At 66.5% G+C, this 14,769-nt stretch carries 13 protein-coding genes; 5 read left to right on the top strand and 8 right to left on the bottom strand.

What is annotated here, in order from left to right; genetic code table 11:
- The first annotated feature begins 45 nt into the window (after positions 1-45).
- Together MJD61_19570 and MJD61_19565 are read left to right on the top strand one after the other, a co-directional pair.
- Positions 46-522 carry a nucleoside deaminase gene (locus tag MJD61_19570; GenBank protein MCG8557462.1) on the top strand — a complete coding sequence of 159 codons (477 nt, stop codon included), beginning with the start codon at positions 46-48 and terminating at the stop codon, positions 520-522.
- Positions 523-548: 26 nt separating this feature from the next.
- Positions 549-1,472, top strand: coding sequence for a nitrilase (locus tag MJD61_19565; GenBank protein ID MCG8557461.1), 924 nt, complete (start codon positions 549-551; stop codon positions 1,470-1,472).
- A gap of 19 nt (positions 1,473-1,491) precedes the next feature.
- Here MJD61_19565 and MJD61_19560 read toward each other — a convergent pair whose 3' ends face one another.
- From MJD61_19560 to MJD61_19550, 3 genes are all read right to left on the bottom strand, one after another.
- Positions 1,492-2,382, bottom strand: a complete 891-nt coding sequence (locus MJD61_19560; GenBank protein MCG8557460.1) for an ROK family protein — start codon at positions 2,380-2,382, stop codon at positions 1,492-1,494.
- Positions 2,383-2,402: 20 nt separating this feature from the next.
- Entirely contained in the window at positions 2,403-3,659 is a 1,257-nt protein-coding gene (locus MJD61_19555; GenBank protein ID MCG8557459.1) for an aminopeptidase P N-terminal domain-containing protein, read from the bottom strand.
- A 290-nt stretch (positions 3,660-3,949) separates the two neighbouring features.
- Complete coding sequence (locus MJD61_19550) at positions 3,950-5,410, bottom strand: hypothetical protein (protein MCG8557458.1); 1,461 nt, start codon at positions 5,408-5,410, stop codon at positions 3,950-3,952.
- A 155-nt stretch (positions 5,411-5,565) separates the two neighbouring features.
- Here MJD61_19550 and proC point away from each other — a divergent pair, with 155 nt between their 5' ends.
- On the top strand, positions 5,566-6,426 hold the full coding sequence (proC, locus tag MJD61_19545) for a pyrroline-5-carboxylate reductase (GenBank protein MCG8557457.1): 861 nt from the start codon (positions 5,566-5,568) through the stop codon (positions 6,424-6,426).
- On the opposite strand, the gene MJD61_19540 is transcribed toward proC, so the two are convergent.
- From MJD61_19540 to MJD61_19525, 4 genes are all read right to left on the bottom strand, one after another.
- Positions 6,423-7,115, bottom strand: coding sequence for a YggS family pyridoxal phosphate-dependent enzyme (locus tag MJD61_19540; protein MCG8557456.1), 693 nt, complete (start codon positions 7,113-7,115; stop codon positions 6,423-6,425). The two genes, proC and MJD61_19540, sit on opposite strands and share 4 nt — an antisense overlap.
- Positions 7,112-7,717, bottom strand: a complete 606-nt coding sequence (locus MJD61_19535; GenBank protein ID MCG8557455.1) for a Maf family protein — start codon at positions 7,715-7,717, stop codon at positions 7,112-7,114. Before MJD61_19535 ends, MJD61_19540 begins: the two co-directional genes overlap by 4 nt.
- A 16-nt stretch (positions 7,718-7,733) precedes the next feature.
- A complete protein-coding gene (locus MJD61_19530) occupies positions 7,734-9,299 on the bottom strand; it encodes a helix-turn-helix domain-containing protein (protein MCG8557454.1) in 1,566 nt (521 codons plus the stop codon).
- Positions 9,300-9,390: 91 nt separating this feature from the next.
- Positions 9,391-9,987, bottom strand: a complete 597-nt coding sequence (locus MJD61_19525; GenBank protein ID MCG8557453.1) for an HNH endonuclease — start codon at positions 9,985-9,987, stop codon at positions 9,391-9,393.
- Positions 9,988-10,291: 304 nt separating this feature from the next.
- Between MJD61_19525 and MJD61_19520 the strand changes: the two genes are divergently transcribed.
- Entirely contained in the window at positions 10,292-12,445 is a 2,154-nt protein-coding gene (locus tag MJD61_19520) for an ATP-dependent RecD-like DNA helicase (GenBank protein MCG8557452.1), read from the top strand.
- Between the two features lie 13 nt (positions 12,446-12,458).
- On the opposite strand, the gene MJD61_19515 is transcribed toward MJD61_19520, so the two are convergent.
- Positions 12,459-13,568 (bottom strand): beta-lactamase family protein, encoded by a 1,110-nt coding sequence (locus MJD61_19515; GenBank protein ID MCG8557451.1) that lies wholly within the window; start codon positions 13,566-13,568, stop codon positions 12,459-12,461.
- 48 nt (positions 13,569-13,616) lie between these two features.
- Here MJD61_19515 and MJD61_19510 point away from each other — a divergent pair, with 48 nt between their 5' ends.
- On the top strand, positions 13,617-14,723 hold the full coding sequence (locus MJD61_19510) for a tRNA pseudouridine(13) synthase TruD (protein MCG8557450.1): 1,107 nt from the start codon (positions 13,617-13,619) through the stop codon (positions 14,721-14,723).
- Positions 14,724-14,769: the final 46 nt, after the last annotated feature.

Below are 14,769 nucleotides of genomic sequence, written 5' to 3'. Positions count from 1 at the left end.
ATCGGTTTTGCCGAGGGCCGGTGGATCCCCGATACTCGTAGCCTCATGGACGCGTCACAGCATCATGAACGGCTGAAACAAGCGGTCGTGCTAGCCTGCGGAGCGGTTGAGCATGGAGGCGGGCCCTTTGGCGCGTTGGTGGTGCGTGGCGATCGCTTGTTGGCCTCGGCGCACAATCAGGTCACGCAGCGTAGCGACCCCACCGCTCACGCAGAGATCATGGCGCTGCGCGAGGCCTGCGCCCTGCTCGGCAGCTTCCGGCTGGACGGATGCAGCGTCTACGCTAGCTGCGAGCCGTGTCCCATGTGCCTGAGCGCCATGTACTGGGCCCGCGTCGACCGGGTGTACTACGCGAGCTCGCGACTGGATGCCGCAGATGCAGGCTTCGACGACGGTCTGATCTACCAGGAGCTCGACAGGCAACCCGAAGAGCGACGCCTCAAGCTGGTGCAATTGAGCGTGGCCGGCAGTCTCGAACCGTTTGAGGCCTGGCGGGCCAAGGACGATAAGCAACCATACTAGTACAACGGCCAGCCAGGAGCCCGACCGTGACCTTCACCGCCGCCCTGATTCAAGACAGCCCGGTCGTTTTCGACCGGGAGCGGACACTGGACAAGGTCGCCGAGCTCACCGCCGGCGCCGCTCGCCTTGGGGCGAGCCTGGTGATCTTCCCCGAGGCGTTCGTTTCCTCGTACCCGAAGGGACTCGATTTCGGTGCCCGGGTAGGCGGACGAACCACCGAGGGCCGGCGCTGCTTCCAGCGCTACCACGCGAGCGCCGTCGACATTCCCGGGCCGGACATCGACCGGCTTGGGGCCATCGCCGCTGATCATGCAGTCCACCTGGTCGTGGGTGTGATCGAACGCGAGCGCGGCACGCTTTACTGCACCGTCGTATTCTGTGGCCCCGACGGGAGCTACCTTGGCAAGCACCGCAAGCTGATGCCGACCGCCATGGAGCGCATCATCTGGGGTTTCGGCGACGGTTCCACCCTGCCGGTGCACGACACGCCGCTGGGCCGGCTCGGCGCAGTCATTTGTTGGGAAAACTACATGCCGCTCATGCGAATGGCCATGTACGGCAAGGGCATCGAGCTCTACTGCGCGCCGACCGCCGACGACCGCAGCAGCTGGCATTCGTCCATGATCCACATCGCCCTGGAGGGTCGCTGTTTTGTGTTCTCGTGTTGCCAGCACCTCACGCGCGGAGACTGCCCCGACGACTACCCGGCCGTTCAGGGCAGCGACCCGCACACGGTACTGATGCGAGGTGGAAGCGCGATTATCGGCCCGCTCGGACAGGTTCTCGCCGGACCCCTCTACGACAAGAAGGGCATTGTCACGGCCACGATCGACCTCGAGGAGATCACACGCGCAAAATACGACTTCGATGTGGTGGGGCACTACGCCCGGCCGGATGTGTTCCAGCTGCACGTAAACGAGAGGCCGGCGCCGCCCGTCCTGCGCAAGTGAGCATTGCAAGCGAGCATCTCTACCACAACCACGCGGCGCCGCGGACGCCGCCCGAGTCGCCGTGCACGGCTGGCAGCAAGGGGGTATGCACGCGATCCGAAAACACATGGCGAGGCAATAGCAGCGGTACCTCGCGATAGAGGCGCTGGATGTTCGACAGGCCACCGCCCAGCACGATGGCGTCCGGGTCCAGGATGTTGACCACGAGCGCAAGAGCGCGCGCCAGCCGGTCTTCGTAGCGGCCGAGCGTGGCCTTGGCGTGCGCGTCCCCGCGTCTCGCGAGCTCGGCGATCTCTGCGGCGGAGCGCTGCTGCTGCGTTTTCGAGTAATGGTCCCGGCTCATTCCGGGGCCGGAGAGGAAGGTCTCGATGCAGCCCGACAAGCCGCAGTAGCAGGCCTCGCCTGCAGATTCGCCGGCGCGTGGCCACGGCAGCGCGTTATGCCCCCACTCGCCACAGATGGCGTTGATCCCGACTACAAGCTTGCCGTTCACCACGATGCCGCCCCCTACGCCCGTCCCGAGAATTACGCCGAAAACCACGCGTGCGCCCGCACCGGCACCGTCGACCGCTTCGGAGAGCGCAAAGCAATTGGCATCGTTGGCCAATCTGATCGGGCGCGACAGCACGCGCTCCAGGTCTTGCTTGAGCGGCTTGCCGTTCAGGCACTGGGTGTTGGCGTTCTTCATCACCCCGGTGGCCGGTGAAACGGTACCGGGAGTGGCGACGCCGACGCTCGCCACCTCCCCGAGCTCGCGTTCCGCCTCGTCGACCAGCCGAGCAACGAGATCCACGATCGCGCTGTAGTCGCTGGCGGGGGTTGGCGCTCGCCGCCGAAGGCGCTCGCCTCCCTTGGGATCGAAGGCCGCGATCTCGGTCTTTGTGCCGCCGAGATCGATTCCGATGTGCATCACCGGAACCAAGGGAAACGCTACCTCACCGGCGCCCGTTTAGCGAGCAAGCGTTCGAGCTCGTCCGGATGCTTGGGGATCTCCGCGCTGAGGTTCGTATTTCCTTCGGTGGTGACCAGGACATCGTCCTCGATGCGGATCCCGGTCCCACGCCACTGTGGATCAACCTCGGCAGCCTCAGCCACGTAAACGCCGGGCTCCACGGTCAGGACGAAACCAGGCTCGAGCTCACGATGCTCGCCGTCGATGAAGTAGTCGCCCACATCGTGCACGTCCATGCCCAACCAATGCGAAGTTCGGTGCATGAACAAGGGCTTGTAGCGCTCCTCTTCGATCACCTGATCGGCGGATCCGTGCAAGAGTCCGAGGCCCAGCAGCCCCTGCACCATGACGCGCAGGCCAGCTTCATGAACCTGCTGCAGCGTACGGCCTGGAGCAACCGCGTCGATCGCGGCCTGCTGCGCCTCGAGCACGACCTCGTAGAGCCTGCGCTGGGCGTCGGAGAAGCGTCCAGACACGGGAAACGTGCGCGTGATGTCGCTCGCGTAGTACTCGTACTCGGCGCCCGCGTCGATCAACAAGAGGTCGCCGTCTTCGAGTCGCCGGTTGTTCTTGCGATAGTGCAGTATGGTGGCGTTGGGACCCGAGCCGACGATGGGATCGTAGGCTGGGCGTTCGCTGCCGTTGCCGCGAAACACGCGCAGCAGCTCGGCCTCCACTTCGTACTCGTAGCGACCCGGCAGGGCGACCGCCATGGCGCACCCATGAGCTTCGCGCGTGATGCTTACGGCCTTGCGAATGCTCCGCAGTTCCTGCTCGCTCTTGCGCAGCCGGGTTTCGTGCAGGATCAGCCCCGGGTCCAGGAACTGGCGCGGCGCGACAACACCGGTACGGACCCGCCTGCGCAATGCGCTTGCCGTGTCGATGATCAAACGGTCCAGGTCAGCACGCGGGCCGAACCGGTAATGAGCCCGCGTGTTGCCGGCCAGGTACTCCGGCAGTCGCTGAGAGAGCGCGTCGATGGGATAGGCCTCATCGGCTCCAAGCAGCTGTTTTGCGCCCTCCACACCCACGCGTGGTCCATCCCAGGTCTCTCGCTCGGGGTCTCTGGGCCGAACGAACAGCACGCAGCGGTGCTCCGCGTGGGTGTTGGTCAAGATCAGCAGGCTGTCCGGCTCCTCCAGACCCGTCAGGTAATAGAGATCGCTGTCCTGGCGGTAGCTGTGCTCCACGTCGTGATTACGGATAGCGACGGGTGCAGCAGGAAGGATGGCCACGCCAGGCCCCATGGCTGCAAGAAAAGCCGCCCGACGTGCTTCGTAGTCCGGCCCATTCACTGCCAGCGCAGTCTGTAGGCGGGTGCTGCCCGCAGTCAAGCGGGCCCAGTGCTCGCGGCCGGGAATCCGATCCGGCTTTCGTCCGGGTAGGCCGCGGGCACGACCGCGCGCAGCGCGGGATCAACAACAAGGTGCCCGAGCAGGCGCGGTGGAGGCCGGGTTTCGGAGCCGACCCTCACCCCCTCCTGGGGTCGGCGGAGAAACCCGGATCGAAGATGCGGCAAAGGGTACTAGCCTTTCAGCAGCTCGCGCACGCGGCCGATTCCCGCCTCAAGCGTCACGTTCCACTCGCTGCACCAGCGCTCCGCGCACAGCGTCGCGCCCCGCTGACAGGCCGCCCGCAGCGGTTCTTGCGCGCGCGGATTGCGGTACCAGTCTTCGTCCAGCCGCTCACGAAGCCCGGTGTGAAGAGCCAGCCCGGCAAGCTGGACGCGCAGCTCCAAAGCGGCACGCTGCTGGGTGCCTAGCAGCATGGCGACCACCGAAGGCGGCAGGCGCGAGCCCATCGCCGTGGACACGAGGCCCGTGCCTCGCTCGAGGCGCGCGCTCTGCGAGCGTTCGGGCCCGGCTGTTGCCAGGACCCTAGCCGCTGCCATCCGAATACGCGCAAGACACAGCACCCCGGTGTGCAGGCTGAGCTCGTCTGCTGCCCGCCGGTGCAGCCCGACACGCCTCGCCTGATAGCCCGCATCCGCGTGGAGCTGGCCGAGCAGCGAGCCGAACGCTCGCGCCACCGAGCCCTGCGCGGGACACCTCAGCTCGGGCGGCAAGGCTACACTCACCAGGGCCAGCCCCAGGGCCCGGGCGAGCCCTTCGCACGCGAGCATCTCGCTGAGCGCCCCGCACTCCACGGCCCCCGGGGCGACGCGAACCTCGCGCGGAGCGTCCTGGCCGGCCAGGGCGACCACCGGACAGAGGCCCCCGTGCGACGGCTCGGCGCGCAGGTGGGCGTCCACTTCCGATCCGAAACCCAAACCGAGCAAGGGCTGTGCGACCCGGCGCCAGCGCTGCTTGTTCGGCACGATCTCGTCGAGGTGAGGCGCGCGCAGCATGAACACCAGGTCCTGCCAGGCCGTCGGTGCCGCTGGGTCCCCTGCTTCCGCGAGCTCCCCGCGTTGCGCCGCCGCATGTTTCAGGCGTGCCAGGTGCTCCTCGTGCTCCGGTCGCGTGTTCTCGAGCACGCGCTCGGCGAGCTCACGCAGCTTTCGGGAGTGTCCGCCCGGCAGGCGCTGGCTCCACGCCAGCTCCGAGCTGATGCACGCGTCAAGCCAGCGGTCTGCGACACCCGCCAGGCTCGGTTCCAACGCCGCTGCAAATGCCGCGCGTTGCCTTGCAGACTCGCATGTGGCGAGGCGATCGATGGCGCGAGTGGCGGGAACCACGCTCCCCTCCGGCGCAACCGCTCCCGACTGCCATGACGCCAGCGCCGCAGCCGCACCAGCAAGAGGCAGCTTTGCACGGGAGGAGGCCAAGTGCAGCCGTAGTGCGTCGGCGCTATCTCGGCCGGCCAGCGCTTCCGCGCCGCGGATGCTCTGCCATGTCGCATCGGAGGCCAGCCACGCTAGAAGTCGCTCTCCGAGCTCCTGACACGCGGCATCCGGTTGGCCACGCCAGCGCCACAGGCGTGCCTGCGCCCGCGCCCCGGTCAGCCGCAGGAGCTCCTTCCGCAGTTCGATGAGCGCGTCGTGCAATCCAGATGGCTCTATGGGAGAGGTGGTCGCGGCACCCGCGAGCCCCAATGCGCACGCTGTCTGTAGCACAGAGGCCGCCCGACGCCCGAAGAGACCCGGCCCGGAGCTCCGTCGCGGGTCCGGCCCGGGACGATTCGGCTCGAAGTTGGTGGCGGATGCGAGCTACGCTCGAACGCATGCGTATCGAAGGCAATATCAGCTTCATCGGTGCCGGCAGCTTGGCGGGCGCACTCATCCGAGGGCTCCTTTCTGCCGGCACCTACGAGGCCAACGATATCATGGCGACGGACCTCCGAGCCGATCGCCTCCAGGAGCTTGGTCAGTACCACGGCATTCGCACGAGCAAGGACAACGAGCAGGGTGCGTCGCGAGCGGCTATCGTCGTCCTCAGCGTAAAGCCTCAAGTTTTGCCGAGCGTCTTGCCCGCAGTCGCGAGCGCGCTTGCTCCCGACACCCTGGTGATCTCACTGGCCGCTGGGATCAGCACGGCACTGGTGGAGGCGAAGCTGCCTCACGGCACGCGCGTTCTGCGCGCGATGCCCAACACCCCAGCGCTGGTTGGCTCCGGTGCAACGGCCCTGGCGCTGGGCACGTCCAGCACCGACGCGGATCTGAGACAAGCCGAGCAGATTTTTCAGAGCGTCGGCGTTACCGTGCGAGTGGAGGAAGCGCTCATGGATGCGGTGACCGGCCTGAGCGGCTCGGGACCGGCCTACATCCTGCTGGTGCTGGAGGCGCTCATGAACGCCGGTGTACAGGCCGGGCTGCCGCCCTCGGTGGCTCGCACCCTCAGTGTGCAGACGGTGCTTGGCACGGCGAGACTGCTCGACCAAAGCGATGAGCACCCGGCTGCGCTGCGCGACATGGTCGCCAGCCCGGCGGGTACCACCATGGCAGGCCTGCGCATGCTGGAGCGCGGCGCGGTCCGCTCCGCCTTTATCGAGGCCGTGCAGTGCGCGAGCCAACGCGCCAACGAGCTTGGCAGGCGGGCGACGATCTCGCTAGGAAAGGGTTAGCGTCTGGCGCCGAAGATGGCGGTGCCCACGCGCACCATCGTGGCACCTTCCTCGATGGCTACTTCCAGGTCCGCGCTCATGCCCATGGAAAGCTCGTGTAGACCATGTTCCGCCGCGAGCTGCCTCAAGATACGAAACCAGCGGCGCGAGTCCTCGGGTTGTGCAGCCTGCAAGGGCAGCGCCATCAAACCCCGCAGATCGAGTGCGTCGAGCCGTCGCAACGTAGCGACGAGCCCGCCCAGGTCCTTGGGGGCGCAGCCTGCCTTCTGAGGTTCCTCAGCCACGTTGACCTGAACCAAGACCTCGATCCGAGAGCCCTCCCCGTCCGCCCGACGCTGTAACGCTTCTGCCAGGCGCACCGAATCCACCGTATCGACCGCACAGCCCAGCCGAACCACCTGCGCCGCCTTGTTGCGCTGGAGCCGGCCCACGAGCCGCCAGCGCAACGCTGGCAGGTCAGCCAGCGCGGCACGCTTGTCGGCCAGTTCCTGCACGTAGTTCTCACCAAAAAGGGTCTGGCCCGCGGCGTACGCCGGGCGCATGGCAGAAGCGGGGTGGCGCTTGCCCACGGCGACGATGCGTACCGACTCCGGATCGCGACCGGCCCGTTCGCAAGCTGCGCGCACGCGTTCACGCACGGCCTCGAGACGGGCCGGCGTGCCGGTGGCTTGCGCGGGCGAAGTGGTCATGGCCACGCCGCCACGACCCCATGACGCTCGAGCATCTCGAGGGTCTGCGCCGCCGGCAGCCCCACCACGTTGGTGTACGACCCATGAAGCTCGAGCACGAAGCCCGCTCCGAGCCCCTGAATGCCGTAGGCGCCGGCCTTGTCGCGACCCTCGCCGGACGCGACATAGCTGCGCAAACAGTCCGGACTGAGCTCTCGGAAGCGTACTCGACTCACCAGGGCACGCTGTTCGATGCTCCCCGAGCCTGCCCTCGAAAGAGCCAGCCCGGTGACTACCTCGTGCGTGGATCCGCTCAGCAGCTCCAGCATGCGGTTTGCATCGCCGTCGTCCTGTGGCTTCGTCAGCACGGTTCGCCCGAGCACGACCAACGTATCGGCTCCCAATACAAAAGGTGCGGGCTTGGAGCGCGCGTGGCAGGCTGCCACCTGTTCGGCCTTGAGCCGAGCCAGGCGTAGGACCGTGGCCGTGGGAGTCTCCGACTGCAGGCGCTTCTCCGAAACTTGGGCCGGGCTAACCTCGAAGTGCAGGCCGAGCTGCTTCAGGATGGCCCGCCGGCGGGGCGAGCCGGACGCCAGGATCAGGGGTTGGGCCTGTTGGCTCAAGGCGACGTCCTCTCCGCTACCTTTGGTCGGCGTCTCGCTGGTGCAGGTACTGGCGGTAGCGACGCAGGTAGGTGCGGCTAACTTGGAGCGGATCCAACCCCAAGCACTTGGCCATCTCCGATACGTAGCCATGCACGTACACCGGGGCCGGCAGCAGCCCAAACGCGTCGTCCTCCACGGACTGCAAATGCGTCACGCTTATTTTCGTTACCTTACCGATATCGCTGAGCTCGATTTGCTTGGACTCGCGTACCGCCCGAAGTAGTGGACCCGTGAAATGGGTATCAGGGGTGATTTCGGGCGCTGGAGTCGACGACTCCGGAAGCGCGCGGCTCGGTCGCGCCCTCGGCGTGGGCTCGGCCTCGGGAGGAAAGACAGAAAGCTCGTAGGGGCGGCGACGAGCGCTGTCGAGCAAGACGTCGAACGCCTCGTCCAGGCGCGTGCGCATGGATCTCAACTCGGCCGGTTGGAACAGCCCGTAGCAGCAAAGCGCGTCATCGGAGTACACTTCCCGGCTGCGCTTGTAGGCCCGTCGCAGCTCCTCGTCGGTCGCGCCTCGCTCGACCTCCAACACGTCGTGATGGCTCCCCCATGGCACACTGCTTGCGGGGGAGCCGGTGCTTGCGGGGGAGCCTTTCGTCTTGCCGACATCGATGGCCAACAGGCGCCGGGCGACCTTTTCAAGCCGTCTGCTGGACTTGGCTCCCGGGGTCTCGACCAACACCGGACGACGCTTGCGAAGGCAGGTCCATACCGTGTCGTCGTGGTCCACGTGGCCGAGGCAGTCGATGCGTACTCCATAGCGGCGCCGGACCGCGCTCGTGAGCGACCGACCCAGTTCGAGGTCCGCTCGCAGTCGTGCCTGATTGATGAGAAGGCGCGGGCGAAAGCCATCCAAAGCCGCGCGGCATTGGCGCGCAAGCGGGTGACGCTCGGCCTCGAGCTGTTCCACGAGATCCAAGGGCGGAGGCGCTTCCTCGAAAGCGCGCAGCCTGCGCGCGAGCTCCTTGCGTTCCTCGTCCGTGCCGACCGCGCGTGCGAGGTCGCGGGCGAAAAGGCCACGCACGAACCGGTGGGTGTTCTCGATTGCGGTCGGCTCGGGCACCGTCACAAAGAGTCCGACGTCCGCCCCGAGGTACGCGTCGAGGGTGAAGTCGTTGCGGTTCGCTCCCAGATCCAGGACCACACACTCCCCATCGACCTCCCTCAGGTGCTGCAGGGCGCCGGCACGCCGCATGAGGCGAGCCGCGCTTGCCCCGGGTTCGTCGAAGCCCAGGTGCAGCAGCCTGAGACCCGCATGCGGTGTGGGGCACAACGCCATGGGCAGCCACTCGAGCGGCGACTCGGCTCGGCCAGAGCGTTTGACGATCTGCAGTGGTGTCGGAGGCGCTGCTCCGAGCCACGTGTGGAGATTCGCCCCGCCTGGATCCGCATCCACCAGAACGACTCGCCTGCCCAGGCTGGCCAGGTACAGCGCGAGATTCGCGCTCACGAACGTCACGCCCACGCCACCCTTGGCTCCGCTGACGCAGAACAGGCGCGGGCGTTGACCGGCCGCTGAGCCGACTGGGACTTCAGCCACCCGCTGCCTCACCGGTTGTGTCCGGCTCGCGTCGAAGCTCCACCGTGCTACCTGGCAAAGCTACCTACCAAGCAGCTCTGCCGGTGGCAAATCAGTCGCCGCGGGCCGATCTGGCGGGGAGCGCCTGCAGGAACGGCTCCCATTCGACGAAACCGCGCGCCAAGGCCGCAACCTGTACGGCTGCGGTCCAGCGAGGTCGCGTGGGTTTGTCCCGCAGGCGCATGCCCGCTTCCTCGGGTAACGCGCAACCCTTGCGCAGATTGCAGGGTCTACACGAAGTGACCAGGTTCTCCCAACTCGATAGACCACCTCGCGAACGGGGCGTCACGTGGTCGAGGTTCAGGCTCGCGGCGACAAGTCGGCGTCCGCAGTATTGGCAGGTGTGGTCGTCGCGCAAGAACACGTTGCGGCGGGAGAGCCGAACTCGCCCCACCGGCAGGCGGCTGTAGCGAAGCAGCAGCAACAGCCGCGGCACGCACAGCGGACCCGATGAGGTCCCGACCACGGCAGAGTCACCCCGCGGAGGTCGGGCCGACCAGGCATCGAAATCGTAGGGCTCGTACTGGGCGTCGAGAGCCCAAGCCGTACCGCCAAACAGCATCGTGAAAGCGCGGCGGGCAGTTGTGATTCGCACGGGCTGGTAGTTGCGGTTGAGCACCAGCACAGGCGCCCCAAGCTGGCAGCTCATGTGACCTCTTGTAGGCAAGAACCACACATAAGAGCGGTCAGGACGAGGGAGTATCCTCGAAATCCCAACCACAAAACTATAGCTCAATGGCCCCCAAAAGCCTCCAAACCGGCTCCATCCAGGGTGAGCTACTTGCCCCGGTGCCCTAACTGCCCGTGGCCTCGTGCATGCGGTTATGGATCGATGGAGCGGCTCCAAGTTGGTCACCGACGCAGGCAAGGCGGCCGATAACGTCCGTATGCGGGCGCCTCATGCGGGTTCGGCTACGATGCGGTGGGGATTATTCCGCCGACCCACCGGATCCATGACCCTGCATGCGCGCAGCGAGGATGACATCATCACGGCCACGGTCGAATCCGTACTCTACCAGCGGCCAGACGGCACCTACAGTGTGACCCGGGTGCGCAGGGAGCCCGATGGAGCCGAGGCCGTCGTCGTGGGCAGCTTGGGGCAGATCACGCCCGGAGAGACGCTTCGGCTGCGGGGTCGCTGGCAGCAGCACGCCACGTACGGCCGGCGATTCGTCGCGGCGTCCTTTACCCCCGTACAGCCCAGCAATAAGAAGGGCGTAGCGCGTTATCTGGGTTCCGGTCTGGTGCCCAACATCGGGCCGGCCCTCGCCCAGCGACTGGTCGAGCACTTCGGCGACCAAACCTTCGACGTCATCGCCCAACACTCCGAGCGGCTTTGCGAAGTCCCGGGCATTGGACAGCGCCGGGCAGCGGCCATCGCGAAAGCAGTGCGAAGCCGGCAGCGAGAAGCCGAGGTCTTTTCCTTCTTGCATGGTCTGGGACTCGGGCCGGGCCTCGCGAACCGGGTGCATCGCCGCTACGGCAGGGACACCGTGCGCGTGTTGCGCGACGATCCCTACCTTGCGGCCGAGCAGGTTCCCGGAATCGGTTTCAAGACTGCCGACCAGCTCGGCCTGGCCGCGGGCTACACGCTCGATGACCCGCGGCGCGCGGAAGCGGCGGTGCTGCACCTCGTGGGGCGTGCCATCGACCAGGGTCACGTGTTTTCGAATGCGGCGCAGCTCGAAGCGGACGGCCGCGAGCTTCAGGTCACGGCACAGGCGATCCGCAACGCACTGCAAACGCTCGCCTCACGTGAGATGGTAATGCTCGAAGGCGAAGCCGTTTATGCGACGCCGCTTCATCGTGCCGAAGTGCAGGTGGCGAGAAAGCTGAGGCAGCTTGCCAGCCGGCGGCCGCGCATGGGGGACGCGGAGAAGTCCCTGCGTCTCGACGACCAGGACCTGGCCGCCGCTCAGCGCGAGGCGGTCGACGCCACGCTCGGCCATCAGCTGCTCGTGCTCACGGGCGGTCCGGGCACGGGCAAGACGACCACGGTCAGGGCCATTGTGCGTGTGCACGCTTCACTCGAGCGCAGGGTCCGGTTGTGCGCACCAACCGGCCGGGCTGCGAAACGCCTCAGCGAGACGACCGGCACCGAGGCCATGACGGTGCACAGGCTGCTCGAATTCAATCCGGCCAACGGTACCTTCCAGCGCAACAAGCATGCACCTGTCGAGGCCGACCTGCTGCTGGTGGACGAAGCATCCATGCTGGACTTGCTTCTCTGTCAGCAGCTACTGGCAGCGCTGCCACGCCGCTGCTGCCTGGTACTGGTAGGTGACGTAGACCAGCTGCCACCGGTTGGCGCAGGACAGGTGTTGCGGGATCTGATCGCAAGCGAGGTATGCAGGGTCGTGCGCTTGACCGAGGTGTTTCGTCAAGCGCGCGAGAGTGCGATCGTGATCGGGGCTCACGCCATGCTGGCGGGCCGGACGCCTCGCTTCACACCCGTCGGTGCCCGCACCAGCGGCGACCTCTTTTGGGTGCCGGCACACGATCCCGAGCACGTGCAGCGACGGCTGCTCGCCTCCCTGCGTCGTGCACAAGACGCTTACCAGCTGGACCCCGTGCGGGACGTACAGGTGCTGGCACCCATGCGCAAGGGTCCGGTTGGCACCGAGCGCCTCAACGCGGTCCTGCAGCGGACGCTCAACCCGACAGCTTCCGATACGGCGTCTAGCGGTGGGGCGCAGGCGGCTTTCAGAGCTGGCGACAAGGTAATGCAGCTGCGCAACGACTACGAACGGGAGGTATTCAATGGCGACCTCGGAAAGGTCGTCGAGGTCAAGAGCGGGGTGACGTTCGTGGATATGGCTGGGCGCCGGGTGGCCTTTGACCGAGAGGCACTCGACTCGCTCACCTTGGCGTACGCGAGCACGATCCACAAGGTGCAGGGCAGTGAATTCCCAGCGGTCATCGTCGTCTTGCACGCGACTCACTTCGTGTTGCTCTCGCGAGCGCTGCTCTACACGGCCATCACCCGTGCCCGCCGGCTCGTCGTGTTGATCGGCGACGAACGCGCCCTGGCTCGGGCGATCGGCAACGACGTCGTCTACCAGAGCAACTCGCGGCTCCTGCAGCGATTGTCGGCTGCCCTCGACTGAGTACGCTGGACCCCTAGCGCCCGAGCGCGGCGACCACGCCGTCGTGGAAGCCCGGGCGGAACCCCTTGATGCGTTCGTTAGCGCGGCTCGGGTGCACACGGTTCGTGAGCAGCACGACCACCAGGTCCTTGTCGGGATCGCACCACAACGAGGTGCCGGTGAAGCCCAGGTGGCCAAAGCTCTGATCGCTCATCCGACGTCCACTGGCACTGCCCTCCGCCGCCTTACCATCCCAGCCGAGCCTTAGGGTTGATCCCGGCCTAGGCGCCAGAGCCTGGCGTAGCAGTTGCTGGGGAAGGAATCCGGAGACACCGCGGTGGGCATCCAATACAGCCCTGCCGAAGATCGCGACCCCTCGCGCCGTGCCAAAAAGCCCTGCGTTGCCGGCGACTCCGCCGAAGGCGGCGCAGTTTTCGTCATGAGCCTCGCCGCGAATAATGCGCTGACGCCAGTCGCACCATTCCGTGGGTGGTGCTTCCCTGAGCAGCTGCACCCGCCTGTCGGGCGCCAACGCAGGTGGATAAAACACGTCCTGCTCGAGCCCGAGCGGCTCCAGCACTTCTTTGGAAACTACCCGCTCGAGGCGCTCTCCGGCACTGCGAGCCACCACCTCGCCGGCGATGATGTAGCCCAGGTCGCTGTACACGGGCGGCTTTTCGCCTTCTCCCGCGGAACGGCGCGACGCCTCGCTCAGAATCCAACGTCGTGCCGCCGGCGTTCCAGGATCGTGGGGAACGTCCAGGTACAGGCCGCCCCACCCTGCTAGACCAGATCGATGGGTCAGCAGTGCCTCCAGACTCGCAGCGCCACCAATGCCTCCGCGAGTGTCCGGCACCACACTGTCGGTCCTGACAGCAAGCGAAAGACGTCCTTGGGCGACCATTCGCAGCGCCGACACCGCCACGAAGGGCTTCGTTACGGACGCGAGATCGTAGGTCGTGCTCACCTGCACGGGCCTGTCACCTTGCTGCAGGCGACCCGCCGCGACGTCCGCGTAGGCTGGCCCCCCGACTTCTTCGCGCCAGCTGATGCAGGCCACCCCTCCCGGGAATACCTGTCCAGAAACGCCAGCCTCCATCAGGCGGGCGACCTCGGAGCCGACCCGTTCGCTACGCTTGGACACCACGCCTGTCCTTACCCAAGCTATGGCCTTGGGTCCACGATAAACGTCATGCTGCGAGCGATGCCCCCGCGTGAAGCCCTACCCTACACCACGCCGTTGGACCTGCGGATTCGGGGACTTGCGCGTCAACATCCGGACGACTTCCGAGTCGATGAGATCCCTGCCTACCTCCCGTCCGGGCATGGAGAACACCTATTCGTGCGCTTCACGAAGCGCGGTCTCAGCACACCGTCGGCCGTTCGCAAGCTCGCCCACGCCATGGACTGCGACCCTGCCAGCGCGTCGTGGGCGGGCCTCAAGGACCTGGACGGGGTCACCACGCAGTGGGCGAGCTTTCATCGTGCGGAACGCAAAGCAGCGCTCGCGGTTCGGCTGGACAGCATCCAAATCCTCGAGGCCAGAGCCCATCCCCACAAGCTCAGGACTGGACAGCTTCGGGGCAACCGCTTCAGCCTCAGGCTCCGCCGGGTACCCTCGCAGGACAGCATCTTGGCCGAGGTCATACTCGCCAAATTGTCAGTATGCGGTTTGCCCAACTACTTCGGGGAACAGCGCTTTGGCAGGGACGGCAAGAACGTCGATAGGGCATTCAGGTGGCTGGTGCACCGGGGCCGGGCGCCTCGTCGTCCCTTCGAGCGCAAGCTACTCATGTCCGTGCTGCAGGCCGCGATGTTCAACGATTGGCTTGCTCAGCGCATCGACCGGGGTTGCTTCACGGACCCCGTTCAAGGTGACCTGATGCGAAAGGAGGACAGTGGAGGGCTGTTCGTGGCGCAGGACCTCGCAGAGGCCGGCGAGCGAATGCGAACGTGGGAAATCAGTCCCACCGGCCCCATCCACGGATGCAAGATGCTGGCCGCGAAGGCGGAAGCACGCGCGTCGGAAGAGTCGATTCTGGCAGGCTGGGGACTGGACCCAGAGCGGCTCCTGGCCCTGCGCCGCTGGGGAACCGGAAGCCGTCGCCGGATGCGGGTCCGAGTCGGCGACTGCGTGTGGAAACACGATGGACGTGACGGGCTGCTCACATTCCAGCTGCCGGCAGGTTCCTATGCCAGTGTGTTGTTGCGTGAGCTGCTCAAGCCATGCGAGGAGCAAGGGCGCGGCGTCCGGAGCCCTGGCGAGTTTGGCCTTGCCGGCTGCCCGGCCCTCCCGTAATGACATGCGGTGCCGGCGAATATGCGGTGCCAGCGAATAATGGTGG

Source organism: Pseudomonadota bacterium (genome assembly GCA_022361155.1).
Taxonomy (GTDB): Bacteria; Myxococcota_A; Polyangia; order Polyangiales; family JAKSBK01; genus JAKSBK01.
The sequence above is the reverse complement of the archived record's forward strand: the minus strand, read 5'-3'. Positions and strand labels throughout refer to the sequence as shown.